A 21,037-nucleotide genomic window follows, 5' to 3' on the forward strand; every position below is an offset into this window, starting at 1 on the left:
GATGCAAATTCCCTGTAAATTCCCTGTTCTTTGAAAGCGCAGGTGAAACCGAACCGAGGCGCAGGCGCCGCTGAGACTGACCGGACAAATGACAGAGGAAGGGGCGTATTGCGCCGTCTCTCTGCAAGAGTAACGCGCGCAAGGCACGGAAATCGCGTGGGAATATTCGCGAATTGCGTAAACTGGGGGCAGAGACAGGGGTGGGTGGCGGAGGAGGTGGGATTCGAACCCACGGTACGCTTTCACGCACGCCGGTTTTCAAGACCGGTGCAATCGACCACTCTGCCACTCCTCCGGCCGGGATCGTCTAACCATCATTATGTGATTCTGAAAGCATCAAGCGGCAGAGGTTTCTTGCTCATTTTCGATCCCGGCCCCGAGAGCCGCTTTTCTTGAAGCCGGCTTGCCGCTACTGTGCGCGCAAGACGTCTGCCCGTGGAGGGAACAGCCTCTGGCCGATCCGGTCGGAGGAGGTTGCCAAGCCTTGGGCAAACTGGTTGCAGCAATGACCGGAAAACCGGCAAACATGTTCAGAGGCAGAGGGTTAGGGGCAAGTCATGACAGCAGATCGTATCAACACACCATTCCGGCGCAAGGCGGGGACCGCCGTGCTTGTGGCGCTTGGGATGCTTGCACTGACCGGATGCGATGAAAGCGGGCAATTCAGCCTGCTGCAAAACAATGGCGCGTCCGGCGGCGAGACCTCGGCGAACCGCTCCGTGCGCCTGGTAGAGCGCGATGTCGAAGCGCCCGATATCTTTCAGGTGACCGAAGCCGGCCTGTGGGATGGCCGCCCCTCGCTGGGCGGTGTCTGGGTTGCCCATCCGGACGTCACCGAACCGGAGCGTGTCATCATCCGCAACACGAGCAACGGAAATTTCGTGATCGGGGCCCTGTTCCGGCGCGAGGTCAATACACCTGGTCCGCGGGTTCAGGTCTCGTCCGATGCGGCGGCGACGCTGGCAATGCTGGCGGGTCAGCCCGTCCAGTTGAACGTGACCGCCCTGCGCCGCGAGGAAGTGCCGACCGCCGCATCCGAGGAGACGGACGAGGCGCAGGCCATGTCCGAGGCGCTGCCGGCACCCGGCGCGATCACGGAATCGCGGCTGGATCCGATCGCATCCGCCGCCGCCGCGATCGAGGCCGCACCTGTACGCCCGGCCGCCGCCACGGCAAGCCCGACACCGCCGCCCACACGGCCAGCCACCGCGCCGGGAACAGCGGTTCAAACAGCGGCGGCCGCCCCTGCGCCGCGCGCGTCGGGGCTGGACAAGCCCTATCTGCAGATCGGGATTTTCAGCATCGAGGCCAATGCCAACCGCGCCGCGACCGCCATGCGCAATGCCGGGATGGTTCCCGAGGTCAGGCAGCAAACCAGCCAGGGCAAGACGTTCTGGCGGGTGCTGGTCGGCCCAGCCGGTACAGCCGCAGAGCGCAGCACGCTTCTGGCCAAGATCAAGGAAGAAGGCTTCACCGACGCCTATGCCGTCCGGAACTGAGGCCGCGAAGGAAGGTTAGATCCATGACGACACGAACGGACACCCCCCCGCGCCGATCCAGCCGTCTGCGCCATATCCTGTCGGCAACGCTGACCTGCGCGATCCTCATGGCGCCGGCGGCCCAGGCTTTTGACACCCGCGCCACCTCGGCCTGGGTGCTGGATCAGACCACCGGCACCGTGCTTTTGTCAAAGAACGCCGAAGTGCCGCTGCCGCCTGCGTCCATGTCCAAGCTGATGACGCTCTACATGCTGTTCGACGCGCTCAAGCGTGGGGCGGTGACGATGGACACCACCTTTCCCGTCTCGGCGCGGGCCCGTGCCATGGGCGGCTCGACCATGTTCCTGAACGAACTGGATCGCCCCAGCGTGCGCGAACTGATCCTGGGCATCATCGTGAATTCAGGAAATGACGCCTGCGTCGTGGTCGCCGAAGGTCTGTCGCCCACCGGCACCGAAGACGGGTTTGCCGCCCTCATGACCCAGCGTGCGCGCGACATGGGGATGAATGACACCACGCTGGCCAACGCGTCGGGCTGGCCCAATCCCCAGCATCGCATGTCCATGCATGACCTCGGCATTCTGGCCCAGCGCCTGATCGAGGATTTTCCCGATTACTACGCGTTCTTCAACGAGCGTGAATATGACTACAAAGGCCGCGCACCGGCCAACCGTTTCAACCGCAACCCCCTGTTCCAACTGGATATCGGGGCAGATGGCCTCAAGACCGGGCACACCCAGGAGGCAGGTTTCGGCCTTGTCGGCTCGGCCGCCCAGGGGGGGCGCCGCGTGATCTTCGTCATCAGCGGCATGGAAACAGACAGGGTCCGCGCCGAGGAATCGGCGGCCATCGTCAACTGGGCCTTTCGCCAATTTGCCGAACGCACCGTCGCCCAGGCCGGACAGGTGATCACCGAGGCAGAGGTCTGGCGCGGCAACCAACCCAAGGTGGGTCTTGTGCCGGAGACGGATGTGAAGGTCCTGCTGCCGATCCTGACAAGCGACCAGGTGGATGCCGAGGTCGTGCACAAGGGCCCGATCAATGCGCCCGTGGCAAAAGGCGATGTTCTGGGCGAGATGATCCTCAAGCGCGAAGGGCTTGAGCCCCTGCACATCCCCCTTCTGGCCGATCGCGATGTGCCGCTGGGCGGGTTCACCACCCGCGTCCTGACCACGTCAAAGGTGCTGATCGACCGCTTCATCCAACCGCAGCCCGCGACCACCGGGGGCGAGTCTTGACCCCGCGCGGCGGGTTCATCAGCTTCGAAGGCATCGACGGGTCGGGCAAATCGACCCAGGCACGCCTGCTGGCGGCACATCTTGAGGCCCGGGGCCATGCGGTCGTGCTGACCCGCGAACCCGGCGGATCACCGGGCGCCGAGGAGATCCGCAAACTGGTTCTGGAAGGCCCGCCAGACCGCTGGTCGGCCGAAACCGAGATCCTGCTGTTCACCGCAGCCCGGCGCGACCATCTGGAACGCACGATCCGCCCGGCGCTGGCGGCGGGGAAACTGGTGATCTGTGACCGCTTTGCCGATTCGACCCGCATGTACCAGGGTCTGCGCGGCGCGGGTCTGCGCCGGATGGTTGACGCCCTGCACGATCTGATGATCGCGCAGGAGCCGGATCTGACATTGCTGATCGACATGGACCCCGCGATCGGTCTGGCGCGGGCCCTTGCGCGGCAGGGCGGCGAGGAACGGTTCGAATCCTTCGGCCAGTCGATGCAGGAACGCATGCGCGCCGGGTTCCTTGATCTGGCGCACAGCGCTCCGGCCCGGATCCGCGTGGTCGATGGCGCCCGCGCGCAAGACAGGGTCGCCGCCGATGTGGCCGCCATCGTGATGGCCCATCTGGCCGGGACGGATGCCGCATGACCGACGACGCCCTGCCCGAACCCGATCGCCTGGACGGCGCCCCACACCCGCGCGACACGGCCGCACTTTTTGGCCAGGCCACGGCCGAGGCCGGTTTCCTGCAGGCTTTCGCGTCGGACCGGCTGCATCACGCATGGCTGCTGACCGGCCCGCGCGGCGTCGGAAAGGCGACCCTGGCCTGGCGCATCGCACGCTTTCTTCTGGCAACGCCCGCGCCCCAGACGGATGGCCTGTTCGGCGCGCCCCCACCCCCCGAAAGCCTGGACATCTCCCCCGACCATCCGGTCGGCCACCGCCTGCGCGCCCTGTCGGAACCGGGGCTTTTTCTGCTGCGCCGCGGGCCCACGGACAAGGGTGACCGGCTGTCGAATGACATCCGCGTGGACATGGTGCGCAAGCTGGCGAATTTCCTGCAACTCAGCGCCACCGACGGCGGGCGGCGCGTCATCATCGTGGACAGCGCCGACGAGCTGAACCCGCAGGCTGCGAATGCCCTGCTCAAGATGCTCGAGGAACCGCCCGCACGCTGCATCTTTCTGATGGTCTCGCACCAGCCGACCGGGCTTTTGCCGACGATCCGCTCGCGGTGCCGCGAATTGCGCCTGGGCCCGCTTGACCCCGACGCAATGGCGCGCGCGCTGGATCAGGCCGGCATCGACATGCCTGCGGATCCGGCCGCCCTGACCGCGCTTTCGGCCGGATCGGTCGGCGAAGCGATCCGCCTGATCGCGCAGGACGGCCTTGCGATCTATGCCGAACTGGTCGGGCTGTTCGGGCGTCTGCCCGATCTCGACCGCCCCCGCGCCCTGCGCCTGGCCGAGGCCGCGGCCACGCGCGGCGCCACCGACCGGCTGGACCTGCTGCTGGCGCTGACGGATCTGTTCCTGGCCCGCCTCGCCCGTACCGGCGCCACGGGTCGTCCCCCCGCCATCGAGGCCACCCCAGGCGAGGCCGCCCTGCTCGCGCGGTTGTCCTTTAGTCCCGCCCGCGCCCGCGCCTGGGCCGATGCGGCCCATCAGATCAGCGCCCGCACCATGCATGGGCGGGCAGTCAATCTTGACCCCGCCTCCCTAGTCCTAGATACGGTCTTCAGGATTCAGAAAACCGCGGGCGGCTGATCAGTCCCGCAAGGTAGACAATGACCGACCAGCTTCACTCCAAGGCCCGGATCACCGACAGCCATTGCCATCTCGACTTTCCCGATTTCAACGGGGAACTGGATGCCGTGATCGCGCGCGCCCATGCGGCGGGCGTGACGCGCATGGTGACGATCTGCACCAAGGCCCGGAACGAACCTGCCGTCCGCGCCATCGCCGAGGCGCATGACAGCGTGTTCTACGCCTTCGGCATCCACCCCATGTCGGTGGCTGACAGCCCGCAGATCAGCCTTGATGAACTGCTCACCGTCGCAGCCCACCCCAAATGCGTCGGCATCGGCGAAAGCGGGCTGGACTATCACTATACCGCCGAGAGTGCCGCGGCACAGCAGGACAGCCTGCGCACCCATATCGCCGCCGCACGCCAGACGGGCCTGCCGCTGATCATCCACGCCCGCGCCGCCGACGATGACATGGCCCGCATCCTGACCGAGGAATACGGCAAGGGCGCCTATTCCTGCGTGATGCATTGCTTCTCCTCTGGGCCGGATCTGGCCCGCGCCGCCCTGGATCTGGGCTTTTACCTGTCGATGTCCGGCATCGCCACCTTCCCCAAAAGCCAGGACCTGCGCGCCATCTTCGCCGCGGCCCCGCTGGACCGTATCCTGGTGGAAACCGACGCACCCTATCTTGCGCCCAAACCGTTCCGCGGCAAGCGCAACGAACCCGCCTATGCAATCCACACCGCCGAGGTGGGCGCCGAGATCTTCGGCCTGTCCCTGCCCGATTTCGCCGCCGCGACCCAAGCCAATTTCGACCGCCTCTTCACCAAGGCCGCCGATTATCGCAGGGCTGCGGCATGACCGGCGAGATGCGCTTTACCATCCTCGGCTGCGGCTCCTCCGGCGGCGTGCCGCGGCTTGGCGGCCATTGGGGCGATTGCGATCCCGCAAACCCCAGAAACAACCGCCGCCGCTGCTCGCTGCTGATCGAACGCGAAGGGGACGAAGGCATCACTCGCGTCCTGATCGACACCTCGCCCGACCTGCGCGCGCAACTGCTGGATACGGGCGTGGGCGAACTTGACGCCGTGGTCTATACCCACAGCCATGCCGATCACGTCCATGGTCTGGACGATCTGCGCATGATCGTCTTCAACATGCGCCGCCGCCTGCCCGTCTGGGCCGATGGCGACACGCAGAACGATCTCTATTCCCGTTTCGGTTATGCCTTCGTGCAACCCGAGGACAGCCCCTATCCGCCCATCCTGGACATGCATACGATCACCGGGCCGTTCACGATCTCCGGCAAGGGCGGCGACATCACCCTGACGCCATTCCGCGCCAATCACGGGTCGATCGACGCACTGGGCTTCCGCATCCTCGATCTGGCCTATCTGCCCGATGCCGTGCGCCTCTATGACGAGGCGTTGCCGCATCTGCAGGGGCTTGATTGCTGGATCGTCGATGCGCTGCGCCGCAGCCCGCACCCCACCCATGCGCATCTGGACATGACACTGGACTGGATCGCGCAGATGGCGCCGCGCCGGGCGGTGCTGACCAACATGCATATCGACCTTGATTACCAGACAGTGCTGGACGAAACACCGGCCCATGTCACCCCGGCCCATGACGGCATGATCATCCGCTATGCCCTCTGACAGACGCGCGGCCCCTGTTTCTTCTTGCCCCAAATATCCCCCGCGCGGAGCGCTCCCGCCCCCGCAACCCGTGCAAGGGCCGATCTGATGCAAGCCCTCCTGGATGTGATCCTGCCGGTCTTTGGCGTCATCGGCATGGGGTATCTCGCTGTCAGGCTTGGGTATTTCAAGGACAGCTCGGTGGACGGGCTGATGAACTTCACACAGAATTTCGCCATCCCCTGCCTGCTGTTCAGCGCCATCGCGAAACTTGACCTTGGCCAAACCTTCGACCCGCGCCTTCTGCTGTCTTTCTACACCGGGGCTGCGCTCGGCTTTGTCGCGGGGCTTCTGGGCGCGCGCTACATCTTCGGGCGCGACTGGGAAGACAGCGTGGCCATCGGCTTTTGCTGCCTCTTCTCAAACTCGCTGATGCTGGGCCTGCCGATCACCGAACGCGCCTACGGGCCGGACGCCCTCGAGGCGAATTATGCGATCATCGCGATCCATTCCCCCTTCTGCTACGGCCTGGGGATCACCGCGATGGAGATTGTCCGCGCCCGCGGCCAGGGCAAGTCGCCGGCGGAAATCACCATGACCGTCGGGCGTGCGATGTTCCGCAATGCGCTGATCCTCGGGATACTTTTGGGCTTCGTGGTCAACCTGGGTGGCATTCCGCTGCACGCCCCGGTCACCGAGACGGTCGATCTGATGGTGCGCGCAGCCCTGCCTGCCGCGCTCTTCGGTCTGGGCGGCATATTGGTGCGCTACCGCCCCGAAGGCGACATGAAGGTCATCGCCTATGCCGTGGCGGTCTCCTTGCTGCTGCATCCTGCGACCGTCTGGATGATGGGCCGCGCCACCGACCTGTCGCAGGCCAGCTTTCGCTCGGCCGTGCTGACCGCATCGATGGCGCCGGGGGTCAACGCCTATATCTTCGCCAATATGTACGGCCGGGCGCGCCGGGTCGCCGCCTCGACCGTGCTGCTGGGCACGGCCCTGTCCTTCCTGTCGGCCTGGCTCTGGCTGACCCTGCTGCCCTGATCGGAACCGCCGCGCATGACGCCCCTTCCCCCCGCGACAGCAAAGGCCAGCGCGCAATGGGCCTTCGATGCCTATCAGCAGGTGCGCGCCAGCCTGCCGATCGCGCGGTTTTCGGCACAGTCGGGGCATGCCCCCGATCTGACCGCGCTGATTGGGCATTTCGATGTGTTCCTGCTGGACGCTTTCGGCGTTCTCAACATCGGTGAACGCGCGATCCCCGGCGCAATCGCCCATGTGGCCGCGCTGCAGGCGGCGGGCTGTCATGTCATGGTGGTGTCGAATGCCGCCGGCTATCCCAAGCGGTTCCTGATGGCGCGGTTGGCCCGCCTGGGCTGCGCTTTTGCCCCACAAGAGGTTCTGTCCAGCCGTGAGGTTCTGCTGGACGCGCTGCATCACGCGCCATCCCGCCGCTGGGGCCTGATGGCCGAGGCGCGCTATGGTCTTGAAGAACTGGAGCGGCTTGATGCCCGGATCCTGGGCGACGATCCCGCGGACTATGATGCAGCCCAGGGGTTCGCCCTGCTGGGATCGGGCAGCTGGACCGAGGCGCGCCAGTCCCTGCTTGCCAAAAGCCTGGCGCGCAACCCGCGACCGGTGCTGGTCGGCAATCCCGACATCGTCGCCCCGCGCGAAGGCGGGCTGTCGCTGGAACCGGGCCATTTCGCGCACAGGCTGGCCGATCTGGCCGGTGTCGCGCCACGCTTCTTCGGCAAGCCCTACCCCGCGATCTTTGACATGGCGCTGGCCCGCGTCAGGGCCGCACGCCCCGACGTGACCGATGCCGCGCGGATCCTCATGGTTGGCGATACCCTGCATACCGATATCCTGGGGGGTGCCGCGGCGGGCCTGAAGACGGCGCTGATCACCGGCCACGGCGCGCTGGCGGGGCTGGATGCGGCGCGCGCCATCGCAGCGGCGGAAATCGTGCCGGACCTGATCCTGCCCACGACCTGAGCCCCGCGAAACCAGGACGGATGACGCAGCAATCCCCGCACCTGATAAAGACGTGAGGCAAATCGGGTGGAGGTTTGTCATCAACCCGGCTAGTTTCATTCGGGAAGGCCTGCGGTATCTGCCACCGCACGACAAAAGACTGCCGAGGAAAGGACCACAGGTGTTCCAGACCGTATCTGCCCCTGCCCGAACAGCCCGATCCGCTGCGGTCCGCAGGCCAAGGCGCATGGCTGCCTTTCTGGCGCTGGCGCTGGCCGTGGCGACGCCGGCCGCAGCGCTGGACCGGGCCGATGTGATCCTTGAGGCGGGCGGGTCCGACCGGCTGCGCGACCGTCTGGTAGAGGGCTCGCTTCTGGTGGCGGCCCGCCGCGACAGCGTCACCGATCCGCAGGATATCCTGGCCGCAGCCCAGGCCGATTACCGGCGGATGGTCGACCTTCTTTATGCCAGCGGATATTACGGCGGCACCGTCAATATCCGCATCGACGGGCGCGAGGCCGCAACCATTCCCCCGCTTGATCCGCCGACGCGCGTATCGGTGGCCGAGATCCGCATTGATCCCGGCCCGCGTTTCACCTTCGGCCGCGCCGAAATCGAACCGCTTGCCCCCGGGCGTCGCCCCCTCACGGAATTCCGCACCGGTGAGATCGCGCGCGCCACCGTCATTACCGAGTCTGCCAGAACCGGCCTGGCTGACTGGCGCTCGGCAGGCCATGCCAAGGCCGACATCGCCAACCAGCAACTGACCGCCCTGCATCGCGAGGCAAGGCTTGATGCGTCCATCACCCTTTCGCCCGGTCCCGCCGTCACCTTTGGCAATCTTGTCGTGCAGGACGGCAGCCGCGTCCGCACCTCGGCGATCAGGCGCATCGCGGGCCTGCCCGAAGGCCAGCGCTATGATCCCGAAGATGTTGCGAAAGCCGCACAACGGCTGCGCCGCACCGGCGCATTCCGATCCGTCGCTCTGACCGAGGCAGAGCTGCTGGGCCCGAACAATACGCTCGATATCGGCGTGGCGGTGGTCGACGAACGCCCGCGCCGCTTTGGGCTTGGGGCCGAAATCGCCAGCGATACCGGGCTTGGCCTGAGCGGATTCTGGATGCATCGCAACATCCTGGGCCGCGCTGACAGGCTGCGGGTCGAGGGCAATATCGAAGGCATCGGCGCCAATACCGGCGGGCTGGACTATGGTCTGAGCGCCCGGTTCGACCGTCCCGCCGTCTATGGGCCAGATACCGGGTTTTTCGCGATCCTCGGGGCCGAACGTGAGGACGAGGAGTTCTTTCTCACCGAACGGGTCTACATGGGCCTGGGCGTCACGCGCACGTTTTCGGACACGCTTCAGGCCGAACTGGGCCTGACGCTGGAACGGGCCCGTGTCACCTCGCGCGTTCTGCAGCAAATCGCAGGGGCCAGCTCTCCGGTGCGGGAATACAACTTCGTGACCCTGCCCGGCTCTTTGACATGGGATCGGCGCGATGACCTGCTGGACCCGACAAAAGGGTTCTATTTCAAGGCGCAAGCCAACCCATTCATCGATTTCGACAGCCAGGACCCGGGCGGCAAGGTGCGGCTGGACGCGCGCGCCTATCGCGCTCTGGGTGACAGCGACCGGATCGTTCTGGCGGGCCGCGCCCAGTTCGGCGCATTGATCGGTCCCGACCTTCTGGATACGCCACCGGAGTTCCTGTTCTATTCGGGCGGTGGCGGCACGGTCCGCGGCCAACCCTACCAGTCGCTTTTCGTCGATCTGGGCGGTGGAAACGGCATCGGCGGGCGCAGCTTTCTTGGCTTTTCGGGCGAGGTACGCGCCAAAGTGACCAATACGATCAGCATCGTGGGGTTTGCCGATGCCGGCTATATCGGCGCGGAAAGCATCTATGACGGGACCGGCGCCTGGCATTCGGGCGCGGGTCTGGGCCTGCGCTATGACACCACGGTCGGGCCGCTGCGGCTGGATGTGGCCGGTCCCCTGGGCGGTGATACCGGCAACGGGGTGCAGATCTATATCGGGATTGGACAGGCATTCTGATGCACATGGTTCGACATTTCCTTCTACGGCTCGTGATCCTTCTGCCGCTCTGGCTGGCATACGGCCTGGCCCTTCCTGCCGTGGCGCAAACCGAGTCAGAGGATCGCGGCTATCTTCAGGGTCTGCTTGAGGACAATCTGTCCGGCGTTGGCCGCGAGGTGCGGATCACCGGCTTCGAGGGTGCGCTGAGCGCGCGCGCCGCGATCGCCGAATTGACCATCGCAGATGGCGAGGGGGTTTGGCTGCGCCTGTCCGACATCGTCCTGGACTGGAACCGCGCCGCCCTGCTGCGCGGACGGATCGACGTGAACGAACTGACCGTGGCCCGGATCGACCTGATCCGCCCACCGGTCGCGGACCCCAGCCTGCCCGCGGCCGAAGCATCATCAGGCTTCAGCCTGCCGGAACTGCCCGTCTCGGTGCAGATTGGCCAGATTTCCGCCGCCCGTGTCGACATTGGCGCGGATTTCATCGGCCAGCCGGTCGGGATCAGCATAGATGGCTCTGCCACGCTGGGCGACGGAGAGGGCCAGGCCGACCTTTCGATCACCCGGATTGACGGCCCGCAGGGGCAGGTGCAGCTGTCCGGCGCCTATGCCAATGAAAGCCGCCAACTGACGCTGGATCTGGCCGTCGAGGAAGACGCGGGCGGTATCGCCGCCACGCTGCTGGACCTGCCCGGCAGCCCGTCCGTGCGGCTGACCGTGGCAGGGGACGCGCCGATCGACGATTTCGCAGCGGATCTTAGCCTGGCGACCGACGGGCAGGACCGCCTGTCCGGGCAGGTCATCCTGCAAACCTTGCGCGAACCGGCCCCTGTCCTGCAGGGCGCACCGGCACCCGCAGAAGACGCCCCCGCGGCCGAGCTGATCACCCGCCGCGTCGTCGCCCGTATCGGAGGGGATATTGCCCCCGTCTTCGCACCTGATTATCGCGCCTTTTTCGGCCCCGACATCCAGCTAGTCGTGACGGCCACCAGCACACCGGATGGCCGCATGCTGCTGGACGGGCTGGACCTGACCGCAGCGGCGATCCGCCTGTCCGGGGATGCGGCACTGTCCGCCGATGGCTGGCCCGAACGCCTTGCCTTGAGCGGGCAGATCGCGTCCCAGGAAGGCGGCGCGGTGCTGCTGCCCCTCTCGGGTCCGCAGACACGGGTTGATCGGGCCGATCTGAACCTGACATTCGACGCCGCGACCGGCGATGCCTGGACCCTGCGGATGGATATCGACGGGCTGGACCGCCCCGACCTGACCGCCGCGCGCGCGGTTCTGACCGGCGAAGGGCTGATCCGGCGCGGTGATAGCGCAGAGGCCATCGGCCGCGTGACCGGGCAGTTCCGCTTCGACACCGAAGCGCTGGACATGACCGATCCCGCGATGGCCAACGCCCTTGGGGGCGATGTCGCCGGGGCGCTGGCCTTCGACTGGTCCAGCGACGGGCCATTCCTGATCCCGCGCCTGTCCCTGACCCTGGCCGATACCAGCCTGGGCGGCAGCGCCGAAATCGACGCCGGATCAACCGACGCCATGGGGGACCTGAGCGCCGCTTTCGATCTGCGACTGGTCACGGCGGATCTGTCACGCTTTGCGGGGCTTGCGGGGCAACCGCTGAACGGCGCCGCGGACCTGACGGCGCGCGGACAGATCCTGCCCCTGACCGGGGGCTTTCGCATCGACCTGTCAGGCCAGGCACAGGATCTTGCCATCGGCCAGCCGCGTATCGACCCCTTGATCACCGGCGCAAGCCGGATCGCCTTGCAGGCCAGCCGCGACACCGCGGGCACCCGTGTCGACCTGTTCGAGATGACTACAACCGGAACCGACCTGCGCGGACGGGCCATGCTGTCATCCAGCACAAGCACGGTAGACCTTTCAGCGCGGCTACTGGATGCCGGACTGATTCTTGAAGGGGTCAGCGGCCCGGCCAGCCTGACGCTGGATGCGCGCCAGCAGGCCGAAACCTGGCAGATCACGCTGGATGCCGCGGCCCCGGGGCAGACCACCGCGCGGCTGACCGGGTCCGTCAGCGGCGACGGGATCGACAGCCTGCTGGCCGAAGGGCAACTCAGCGCGGCATTCGGCGATCTTCGCCCCTGGTCCAGCCTGGCCGGACGGCCCCTGTCGGGCGCCATGCAGATCAGCCTTGATGCCGCAGGGGACGTGCTGGGGCGCAGCGGCACGGCCAGCGGCCAGGTGAACGGCACCAACCTTGCCCTTGGCCAGGCCAATGCGGATGCGATCCTGCGCGGCGACAGCAGCCTGGCCTTCGAGATCCGCCAGACGCCCGAAGGCATGACCATCCTCGACAAGGTCGAGCTGCGTACGCCCCAGGGCATGACAGATGTGACCGGCCGCATCTCGGCCGATGACAGCCGCCTGCGCTTTGACGCCTTCATTCGTGACATCGGGCTGATCGCACCGGAAGTATCGGGCCAGGCGGCAGCGCGCGGCACCGTGCAGAACTCTGGCGGCGACTGGCAGATCGAAACCACGGCGACCGGGCCGGGCGGGATCACGGCCGAGGTGGCGGGCAGCCTGGCCCCTGACGGGCAGCAGATCAACCTCACGCTGCGGGGCGACGCACCCCTGTCACTGGCCAACAACCGGCTGCGGCCCAATTCGGTGTCCGGCCTGCTGTCCTATGACCTGGCGGTCAACGGGCCACCTGCGCTGTCTTCGGTCTCGGGTGTGTTATCCACGCAGGGCGCCCGCATCGTGCTGCCCGGCGCGGGCCTTGCCCTGTCCGACCTGCAGGCCACCCTGCGCCTGTCCGGCGGGCGGGCGCAGGTCGATGCGGGCGCTGCGCTGACATCGGGGGGGCGGATCGCCTTGTCCGGGCCGATCACGCTGAGCGCGCCCTTTCCGGCCGATCTGACCATTGATCTGTCCCGCGCGGTCTTCAGCCAGCGCAACCTCTACGAGGCCACAGCGGATGGGCAGGTCACCTTGCGCGGGCCACTGACCGGCGGGGCACAGATCGGCGGGCGCATCGCGCTGGATATGGTCGAACTGCGCATCCCTGAATCCCGGGGCCCGACCTTTGCCAACCTGCCGGAGCTGGACCATCGCGGCGAAAATGCCGCTGTGCGTCAGACCCGTATCTGGGCCGGGTTGATCGCAGACCCGACCGCGACAAGCGGCCCGTCCGTCGCCTTTCCGATCGACCTGATCATCGACGCGCCGTCGCGGATTTTCGTGCGCGGCCGCGGGCTGGACGCCGAGTTGGGCGGACGGCTGCGGCTGACGGGGACGACCGCGGCGCTTGTACCGCAGGGCCAGTTCGAACTGGTGCGCGGCCGGCTGAACATCCTGGGCAAGCGCCTGGACCTGACCGAAGGGCTGGTGCGGCTGCAAGGCGCCTTCGATCCCTACCTGCGGTTCATCGCCGAAACCGAGGCGCAGGGCAGCGCGATCCGCATCGGCCTGGAAGGCGTCGCATCGCAACCCGAACTGACGCTCACGTCCAGCCCGGAACTGCCGCAGGACGAGGTGCTGGCGCTGCTTCTGTTCGGGCGCGGGATCACCGACATCTCGGCCCTGCAGGCGGTGCAACTGGCCGGCGCGATCCGCACCCTGTCCGGCAAGAGCAACGGGTTGAGCGAGGGATTGCGCAACTCGATCGGCGTCGATGATCTGGATCTGAGCACAACCGAAGACGGCCAGACCGAAGCGCGCGTGGGCAAGTACATCTCGGAGAATATCTATACCGATGTCACCGTGAACACGGCCGGTGAGACCGAGATCAACCTGAACCTGAATGTGACCCGCTCGATCACGGTCCGGGGGCGGCTTGGATCGGATGGGGGCACCGGGATCGGCGTCTATATCGAGCGCGACTACTGACCGGGATCATCCGGACAGCGCGGTTGCGGTATGGATATTTGAAGCAAGAAGAAACAGGGCGCGCGGGCAACCGTCAGGCCGCGCGCCGCCCCGCCGACCAGACCCCGCGCACCACGGCGCTGCCGGCCACAGGGCGCAGTCGCACCAGGTCGGCGCGCAGCCCCGGCGCGATGCGTCCGCGGTCGGTCAGCCCCGCTGCCTGCGCGGGGGCTGCCGTGACCGTGGCGATGCCACGTGCCAGATCGCCCCAGATCTCACCGAGCATCAGCGCCGATGTCAGCAGCGACGCAGGGACATAATCGGATGACACGATATCAAGCAGCCCCATCCCGGCCAGATCTGCCGCCGCCACATTGCCCGAATGCGACCCGCCCCGGATCAGGTTGGGCGCGCCCATCATGATCGCGATGCCATGCGCGCGGCAGGCGGCAGCCGCCTCGGGCGTGGTGGGAAATTCAGCCAGCCGGATTCCATGCCCCGCGGATACGGCCACATGATCGGCGGTCGTATCGTCATGGCTGGCCAGAACCGCACCATAGCGGCGCGCCTCGGCCACGGCCGCCGCCTCATGCGCCGGGCCGAAACGGGCGCGCATCTCGCGCAGGCGGGCGACATGTTCGACGAATTGCGCCTCGGTGATGTTGTTCTTGCCCATCACATAGGCGCGCAGCTTGTCGATGTCGCGAAACTGCCGCTGGCCCGGCGTGTGATCCATCAGGCTCACGATACCCACCCGGTCTTCCGGGCCAAACAGGGCCATCTCGTCGATCAGGGTCTCGGAACAGACCTCGGCGCGCAGGTGCAGGAAATGGCTGATCCTGAGCGCGCCCTGCGCCCGCAATTCCAGCAATTCGCGCGACAATCCGCGCGCATAAGGCTTGTAGCGCCCGATCCCGGAGGGGATCGAGCCTACGCGCATGGCGTCGAACACCGTGGTGATGCCCACGCTGGCCAGTTCGGCATCATGCGCGATGATCGCCGCCGCATGGGGCCAGTCCACGCCGGGGCGCGGCTGGATATGGCGTTCCAGATTGTCGGTATGCAGCTCGATCAGGCCGGGGATCAGCAGATCGCCCTCGCAATCCTCGCCGCCTTGCACCAAGCCTGCGCCCGTTTCGGCGATCAGCCCGTCACGGATCACAAGATGACCGTGCAGCGTCGTGTCCGGCAGGACAAGCGTGACATTGTTCAGGATGGTTTCAGTCATTTCATGCTCCTGCCGGGTGCTGTATCAGGACCTGTGTCACCGTAGTGTGACAAAACTGGTGCAAGCCCGATCCATGACACGATTTCAAAGATATGCGATCTATGTGATGCCCGAAGGCGCGCTGGCGCGCTTCGGCGCGCATTGGCTGGGCTGGGATCCACTGTCCGGCTGCGCCGTGGATTACGCCGCGGTGGATGGCCTGCCCCGCCCGCTGGCCGAGATCACGGCCACGCCCCGCAAATACGGGCTGCACGCCACGATCAAGCCGCCCTTCCGGCTGGCCGATGGTGCGAACCTTGCGGGGCTGATGGCCGATCTGGCCGCAGTTTGCGACGCGCTGGACCCGGTGACGCTGGACGCCCTGACCCTTGCCCGGCTGGGCGGTTTCCTGGCGCTTGTGCCGGAAGGCCGGGCCGACCGGCTGAATGCCCTTGCCGCCGCGGTGGTGACACGGCTTGACCGCCACCGCGCGCCGCTGACCGAGGCCGAGCTGGCGCGTCGCCGTGCGGGCGGGCGCCTGACGCCGCCGCAGGAGGCGCACCTTGCACAATGGGGCTATCCTTTCGTGCTGGAAGAATTCCGCTTTCACATCACACTGACCGGCCATCTGCCCCGCAAGGAGGCCGAGGCGGTGGCAACCCTGCTGACCCCGCATCTGGCACCGCTTTTGCAAGACCCTTTCGTGATCGCCAGCCTTTGCCTGATGGGCGAGGATGAGGCGGGGATGTTCCATCTGGTCCATCGCTACCCCCTTGGCGCGGCAGCAAGCCGGTCCAGCACGGCAACCAGCGCCTGAACTCCCTCCGCCACAGACCCGCTGTTGTCGATCACCTCATGGGCAATCCCATCCGGCATGGCGACATCCGCACGGGCCAGACGGCGATCCAGATCGGCCCCGCTCTCGCGCCCCCGCGATGCCAGACGGGCGCGCAAGGCGGCACGATCCGCCGTCACCACGACCACCGCCAGATCGGGAAAGAGGACTTGCGCCCGGGGCAACACCGCCCGCGATCCGTTGAACAGAACCGTCCGCCCCGCCTGCATCTGCGCGACAATCCCGGCAGGAATGCCATAGGACAGCCCATGCGCGACCCAGTGCAGCGCAAAGGCGCCCCGCGCCTTGCGCGCCTCGAACTCGACAAGGCTCACGCCTTCATAGGGTTCGCCGCCCGCCTCTTCGGGTCGCGTGATCACGCGGCGCGCCAGCATCAAGGCAGGTCGCCGGGCCAAAGCCCCCGCCAGCAGCGTGTCCTTGCCCGCACCCGATGGACCCACAACAGCGATCAGCCGCCCCGGCGTGACCGGCCCCGCCATCACGCGGCAAGCCCCGGCGTGAAGCGGGTCACGTCCACTACCCGGTCACAGACCCGGTCACGGGCTGCCTCGTCATGGAAAATGCCAAGGATCGCCGCACCGTGCCCCTTGGCCTGCTCGATCAATGTCAGGACCACCTCGCGGTTCGCGACATCGAGGCTGGCGGTCGGTTCATCCAGCAGCAGTGCCGGGTAGCCATGGGCGAAACCGCGCGCGATATTGACGCGCTGCTGTTCGCCGCCCGAGAAAGTCGTGGGCGACAAGGCCCACAGCCTTTCGGGAATATTCAACCGCCCCAGCAGATCACGCGCCCGGTCCAGCGCCGCATCCTGAGGCACGCCCAGCGCCAGCAACGGCTCGGCCACCACCTCCAGCGTGGGGACACGCGGCACGACGCGCAGGAACTGGCTGACATAGCCCAGCGTCGCGCGGCGCAGGGCCAGCACCTCGCGCGGGGCGGCGCGGGCCACGTCCAGATCACCCACCCTGATCGCGCCCGCATCCGCAAGGTAGTTGCCATAGACCATCCGCATCAGCGTGGACTTGCCAGCGCCCGAGGCGCCGATCAGCCCGACGCATTCGCCCGGCGCCACCGACAAGGACGCATCCCGCATCACCGGAATGACAGCGCCACCCTGATTGTGCAGCACGAAATTCTTGCACAGCCCGGAAATCTCGATCATCGCCATGCCCCCGCTCATGCCTGCAACACGCTGGAAACCAGCAATTGCGTATACCCATGCTGCGGATCGTCCAGCACCTGATCGGTCAGACCCGCCTCGACCACATGGCCCGATTTCATCACCATCAGCCGATGCGCCAGCAGCCGCACCACCGCCAGATCATGGGTCACGATGACCGCACTCAGCCCCATCTCGCGCACCAGACCGCGCAGCAGGTCCAGCAGCCGCGCCTGCACGCTGACATCCAGCCCGCCGGTTGGTTCATCCATGAACACCAGACGCGGCCCGGTCACCAGGTTGCGCGCGATCTGCAAACGCTGCTGCATCCCGCCGGAAAAGGCCGTGGGGCGGTCGTCGATCCGGTCTGCCGCGATCTCGACCCGGTCCAGCCAATCCAGCGCTTGCCTGCGGATATCGCCGTAATGGCGCGCGCCCACGGCCATCAGCCGCTCGCCGACATTTCCGCCCGCGCTGACGCCCATCCGCAACCCGTCGCGCGGGTTCTGATGCACGAAAGCCCAGTCGGTGCGCGCCAGCATCCGCCGTTCAGGTTCGGACATGGCCCGCATATCGCGCAGCCCATCGGTACGGGTGTCGAACATCACCTGGCCACTATCCGCCTCAAGATGCCCGGCCAGACAGTTCAGCAGCGTTGATTTGCCCGAACCGCTTTCGCCCACGATCCCCATCACCTCGCCAGGGTAAAGATCGAAACTCACATCCGCACAACCGATCCGCGCGCCATAGCGTTTGGTCAGGCCGGTCACCTGCAACAGCGGGGTCATGCCGCATCCTCCTGTCCCGGCGCGGCAAGCCGCCCCAGATGCCCCGCAGCGCGGCGCGTCTCGCAATAATCCGTGTCGGAACAGACGAACATGCGCCCACCCGCGTCATCCACGATCACCTCATCCAGATAAGAGGTGCCGGAACCGCACAGATCACAGTCATGATCGGCCTTGCTGGCCACGAAAGGGTGATCATCGAAATCAAGGCTGACCACCTTGCAATGGGGGGGCAGCGCGTGAATGCGCTGCTCACGCCCCGCGCCGAACAGCTGGATCGCCTCGCTTTCCAGCTTGGGATTGTCGAATTTCGGGATCGGAGAGGGGTCCATCACGTAACGCCCCTCGACCTTGACCGGATAGGCGTAGGATGTCGCGATCTGCCCATGCCGGGCGATATCCTCGTAAAGCTTCACATGCACCAGCCCGTATTCCTCAAGCGCATGCATCTTGCGGGTCTCGGTCTCGCGCGGTTCCAGAAAGCGCAGGGGTTCCGGGATCGGCACCTGATAGACCAGGATCTGGTCGCGCGTCAGCGGCTCTTCGGGGATGCGGTGGCGCGTCTGGATCAGCGTCGCCTCGGAGGTACGACCCGTGTTGGCGACACCCGCCGTTTTTTCGAAAAACCGCCGGATCGACACGGCATTCGTGGTGTCGTCGGCCCCCTGGTCGATCACCTTCAACCGGTCCTCGGGGATCAGGCAGGCGGCGCTGACCTGCACGCCGCCCGTACCCCAGCCGTAAGGCATCGGCATTTCGCGGCTGGCGAAGGGCACCTGGTAGCCGGGCACGGCCAGCGCCTTGAGGATGGCGCGGCGGATCATCCGCTTGGTCTGCTCGTCCAGATAGGCAAAGTTGTAATCGCTCATTCCACGGCCTCCTGTGCGGCAGCTTCAGCCTTGGCGCGCAAGCGGCGCACCAGTTCCATCTCGGATTGGAAATCGACGTAATGGGGCAGCTTGATATGTTCCAGAAACCCGGTCGCCTGGATATTGTCGGCATGGGACAGCACGAATTCCTCGTCCTGCGCGGGCGCGCCCAGATTATCCTCGCCCAGCTCGCGCCAGCGCAGCGCCCGGTCCACCAGCGCCATGGAAATCGCCTTGCGCTCGGTCTGTCCAAAGACCAGCCCGTACCCACGGGTGAATTGTGCAGGTTCCGTCTTTGATCCCGCAAACTGGTTGACGGTTTCGCATTCGGTCAGCTCGACCTCGCCGATCGCGATAGAGAAACCCAGTTCGGGGATCTCCATCTCGACCGGCACGCGACCGATCCGCAATTCGCCGACAAAGGCGTGGTTGCGCGCATAGCCGCGCTGCGTGGAATAGGCCATGCCCAGCACGAACCCCTCGTCCCCGCGCGTCAGCGATTGCAGCCGCAGGGCGCGGTTGGCAGGAAATTCCAGCGGTTCGCGGGTCAGGTCCGGTGGCACCGCGTCGCTGCGCGCCTCGGCCTGGATCAACCCGTCACGGTTCAGGAATTCCGTGATATGCGGCACCGGGCCTGCCTGCGGCGCGGCCTGCGCGGCGGGCGGCACCGCGCCTTCGGCGGCCAGTTTGAAATCCAGCAGGCGATGCGTGTAGTCGAAGGTCGGCCCCAGCACCTGCCCGCCGGGTGCATCCTTGAACGTGGCCGAGATGCGCCTGTCGCAGGCCATCTCGCCCGTATCCACCGGACAAGAGGACCCGAACCGGGGCAGCGTGGTCCGATAGGCGCGGATCAGGAATATCGCCTCGATCAGATCACCGCGCGCCTGTTTGATCGCCAGCGCGGCCAGATCGGGATCATAAAGCGATCCTTCCGCCATCACCCGGTTCACCGCCAGCGCCATCTGTTCGCGGATCTGCGCCAGGCTCAGTTCCGGCAGGGACGGATCGCCGCGCCGTTCTTCGGCCAGCCAGGCATGGGCATTCTCGATCGCCCGCTCGCCGCCTTTGACAGCCACATACATCAGGACACCTCTGCCGGATCGCGGACAACCGTGCTGCGCGGCAGAGCCGCCAGCCTGTCGTCACAGGTAAGAAAGAAGTCCAGCCCCAGTGGAAACAGGGCGCGGTTGGCCTGCAAGGCCGGCACATCGGGCAGGTTCAGACATGCCGCATCCTTGATGCCCGGACCCGTCAGAACCGGGCCCGCCGATCGCAGACGATCCATCTCGACGATCAGCGTGGCGGATCGGTCGGGATAGGCGGGCGTGCCGATCCGATACGCCGCCAGCGGCAAAAGGCTATCCCAGGCGCCAAGCGCAAAGGCCGCATCGCCGCGCGCATCCACCACGGGCGCGCCGGTGTGAAAGGCGATCCAGCGGCGCAAGGCATCGCTGTCATGCGAAGGCGCCAACCAGACGGGCGTATCCGGATCGCACAGCACCAGCAGCAGCACAGCCGCCGCCGCGCTTGCCGGCGCGGGCGCGACAGCCCCGGTCACGGTCACGATTTCGCCGGGCCGCGCCATCGCCGTCATCGCCGCGCGAAAACCCCGTGCCGCCTGGATCGGCGGATCGTCAAAGCCGCCGGTCATCACCGCCCTATCCATCATTCATCCCCCCGCACCAGCGTGAAAAATTCGACCTTCGTGGCCGCCGCCTTGGCCGCGCGCGCAGCCCGCCCGGCCTGCATCTGGGCGGCCAGCGGTTCCAGCAGCGCGGCACGCACCTGCGCGGCCGTCGGCCCCTGCATCAGCGCATCGACCAATGCGGCCTGTTCCGCCTGCCGCTTGTTGCGCCCCTGCACATAGGCGTGGCCCACCGCGTCACCCTCCAGCGCAAGCGCACAGCGGGTCACCGTCATCTCGCCAAGATTGAACGGCGCGCCGGTGCCGCCCATGCGCCCCTTCACCATGACGGCCCCCACCTCGGGCTGGCGCAACCAGCGAAACCTGGGCGCAACCCCAAGGCCCTGCCACAGGCGATCCAGTGCATCAGCCGGTGCGCGGGCCAGCAGCCCCATCCATTCCTTGCGATCCATCGCCGCCCCCTTTTTCCCGCGCATAGAGCACGTGCAACCAGACATCTTGCCGAGTTGTCTATACTACTATACAACTAGACAAATTCTTACCGACTACCC

Annotated in this window: 18 protein-coding genes, 1 tRNA gene and 1 pseudogene; 11 read left to right on the forward strand and 9 right to left on the reverse strand. The window is 66.6% G+C overall.

Features of this window, described 5'->3' with window-relative positions; genetic code table 11:
* Window positions 1-205: 205 nt before the first annotated feature.
* A tRNA-Ser gene (locus ACFQ3C_RS12375) sits at window positions 206-295 on the reverse strand.
* A gap of 262 nt (window positions 296-557) precedes the next feature.
* Between ACFQ3C_RS12375 and ACFQ3C_RS12380 the strand changes: the two genes are divergently transcribed.
* The 10 genes from ACFQ3C_RS12380 (at window position 558) to ACFQ3C_RS12425 (ending at window position 13,986) form a co-directional block, all read left to right on the forward strand.
* The gene (locus tag ACFQ3C_RS12380; RefSeq protein ID WP_380792196.1) at window positions 558-1,499 is read left to right on the forward strand and encodes an SPOR domain-containing protein; all 942 of its coding nucleotides are present in this window, start codon (window positions 558-560) and stop codon (window positions 1,497-1,499) included.
* 23 nt (window positions 1,500-1,522) lie between these two features.
* Window positions 1,523-2,737, forward strand: a complete 1,215-nt coding sequence (locus ACFQ3C_RS12385) for a D-alanyl-D-alanine carboxypeptidase family protein (RefSeq protein ID WP_380792199.1) — start codon at window positions 1,523-1,525, stop codon at window positions 2,735-2,737.
* Window positions 2,734-3,375, forward strand: coding sequence for a dTMP kinase (gene tmk / locus ACFQ3C_RS12390; protein ID WP_380792204.1), 642 nt, complete (start codon window positions 2,734-2,736; stop codon window positions 3,373-3,375). Before ACFQ3C_RS12385 ends, tmk begins: the two co-directional genes overlap by 4 nt.
* A complete protein-coding gene (locus ACFQ3C_RS12395; protein ID WP_380792207.1) occupies window positions 3,372-4,493 on the forward strand; it encodes a DNA polymerase III subunit delta' in 1,122 nt (373 codons plus the stop codon). The genes tmk and ACFQ3C_RS12395 overlap by 4 nt, the downstream gene beginning before the upstream one ends.
* A 20-nt stretch (window positions 4,494-4,513) precedes the next feature.
* Window positions 4,514-5,335, forward strand: a complete 822-nt coding sequence (locus tag ACFQ3C_RS12400; RefSeq protein WP_380792210.1) for a TatD family hydrolase — start codon at window positions 4,514-4,516, stop codon at window positions 5,333-5,335.
* Window positions 5,332-6,132 (forward strand): MBL fold metallo-hydrolase, encoded by an 801-nt coding sequence (locus ACFQ3C_RS12405; RefSeq protein ID WP_380792213.1) that lies wholly within the window; start codon window positions 5,332-5,334, stop codon window positions 6,130-6,132. The genes ACFQ3C_RS12400 and ACFQ3C_RS12405 overlap by 4 nt, the downstream gene beginning before the upstream one ends.
* Window positions 6,133-6,219: 87 nt before the next feature.
* A complete protein-coding gene (locus tag ACFQ3C_RS12410; protein WP_380792216.1) occupies window positions 6,220-7,155 on the forward strand; it encodes an AEC family transporter in 936 nt (311 codons plus the stop codon).
* A 15-nt stretch (window positions 7,156-7,170) separates the two neighbouring features.
* Window positions 7,171-8,109: a TIGR01459 family HAD-type hydrolase gene (locus tag ACFQ3C_RS12415; protein ID WP_380792219.1), complete on the forward strand. Its 939-nt coding sequence runs from the start codon at window positions 7,171-7,173 to the stop codon at window positions 8,107-8,109.
* A 226-nt stretch (window positions 8,110-8,335) separates the two neighbouring features.
* Window positions 8,336-10,141 carry an autotransporter assembly complex protein TamA gene (locus ACFQ3C_RS12420; protein ID WP_380792222.1) on the forward strand — a complete coding sequence of 602 codons (1,806 nt, stop codon included), beginning with the start codon at window positions 8,336-8,338 and terminating at the stop codon, window positions 10,139-10,141.
* Window positions 10,142-10,173: 32 nt separating this feature from the next.
* A complete protein-coding gene (locus ACFQ3C_RS12425; protein WP_380792226.1) occupies window positions 10,174-13,986 on the forward strand; it encodes a translocation/assembly module TamB domain-containing protein in 3,813 nt (1,270 codons plus the stop codon).
* A 73-nt stretch (window positions 13,987-14,059) separates the two neighbouring features.
* Here the strand turns inward: ACFQ3C_RS12425 and ACFQ3C_RS12430 are convergent.
* Window positions 14,060-15,199 (reverse strand): annotated as a pseudogene (locus tag ACFQ3C_RS12430) (alpha-D-ribose 1-methylphosphonate 5-triphosphate diphosphatase); the annotation flags it as partial.
* A 67-nt stretch (window positions 15,200-15,266) separates the two neighbouring features.
* Between ACFQ3C_RS12430 and ACFQ3C_RS12435 the strand changes: the two are divergent.
* Window positions 15,267-15,989: a DUF1045 domain-containing protein gene (locus ACFQ3C_RS12435; RefSeq protein ID WP_380792228.1), complete on the forward strand. Its 723-nt coding sequence runs from the start codon at window positions 15,267-15,269 to the stop codon at window positions 15,987-15,989.
* Here the strand turns inward: ACFQ3C_RS12435 and phnN are convergent.
* Genes phnN through phnG form a run of 7 tightly spaced genes read right to left on the reverse strand, consistent with a single transcriptional unit; the run spans window position 15,938 to window position 20,938 of the window.
* Window positions 15,938-16,507: a phosphonate metabolism protein/1,5-bisphosphokinase (PRPP-forming) PhnN gene (gene phnN / locus ACFQ3C_RS12440; RefSeq protein WP_380792231.1), complete on the reverse strand. Its 570-nt coding sequence runs from the start codon at window positions 16,505-16,507 to the stop codon at window positions 15,938-15,940. The two genes, ACFQ3C_RS12435 and phnN, sit on opposite strands and share 52 nt — an antisense overlap.
* Window positions 16,507-17,190: a phosphonate C-P lyase system protein PhnL gene (gene phnL, locus ACFQ3C_RS12445; protein WP_380793315.1), complete on the reverse strand. Its 684-nt coding sequence runs from the start codon at window positions 17,188-17,190 to the stop codon at window positions 16,507-16,509. The genes phnN and phnL overlap by 1 nt, the downstream gene beginning before the upstream one ends.
* 14 nt (window positions 17,191-17,204) lie before the next feature.
* Complete coding sequence (gene phnK, locus ACFQ3C_RS12450) at window positions 17,205-17,975, reverse strand: phosphonate C-P lyase system protein PhnK (RefSeq protein WP_380792233.1); 771 nt, start codon at window positions 17,973-17,975, stop codon at window positions 17,205-17,207.
* A complete protein-coding gene (locus ACFQ3C_RS12455; protein WP_380792236.1) occupies window positions 17,972-18,841 on the reverse strand; it encodes an alpha-D-ribose 1-methylphosphonate 5-phosphate C-P-lyase PhnJ in 870 nt (289 codons plus the stop codon). The genes phnK and ACFQ3C_RS12455 overlap by 4 nt, the downstream gene beginning before the upstream one ends.
* Window positions 18,838-19,923 (reverse strand): carbon-phosphorus lyase complex subunit PhnI, encoded by a 1,086-nt coding sequence (locus ACFQ3C_RS12460; RefSeq protein ID WP_380792239.1) that lies wholly within the window; start codon window positions 19,921-19,923, stop codon window positions 18,838-18,840. Before ACFQ3C_RS12460 ends, ACFQ3C_RS12455 begins: the two co-directional genes overlap by 4 nt.
* Window positions 19,923-20,507 (reverse strand): phosphonate C-P lyase system protein PhnH, encoded by a 585-nt coding sequence (gene phnH, locus ACFQ3C_RS12465; RefSeq protein ID WP_380792242.1) that lies wholly within the window; start codon window positions 20,505-20,507, stop codon window positions 19,923-19,925. The genes ACFQ3C_RS12460 and phnH overlap by 1 nt, the downstream gene beginning before the upstream one ends.
* Complete coding sequence (gene phnG / locus ACFQ3C_RS12470; protein ID WP_380792245.1) at window positions 20,507-20,938, reverse strand: phosphonate C-P lyase system protein PhnG; 432 nt, start codon at window positions 20,936-20,938, stop codon at window positions 20,507-20,509. Before phnG ends, phnH begins: the two co-directional genes overlap by 1 nt.
* Between the last annotated feature and the right edge of the window lie 99 nt (window positions 20,939-21,037).

The sequence above is a fragment of the Seohaeicola saemankumensis genome (assembly GCF_042678485.1).
GTDB lineage: Bacteria > Pseudomonadota > Alphaproteobacteria > Rhodobacterales > Rhodobacteraceae > Seohaeicola > Seohaeicola saemankumensis.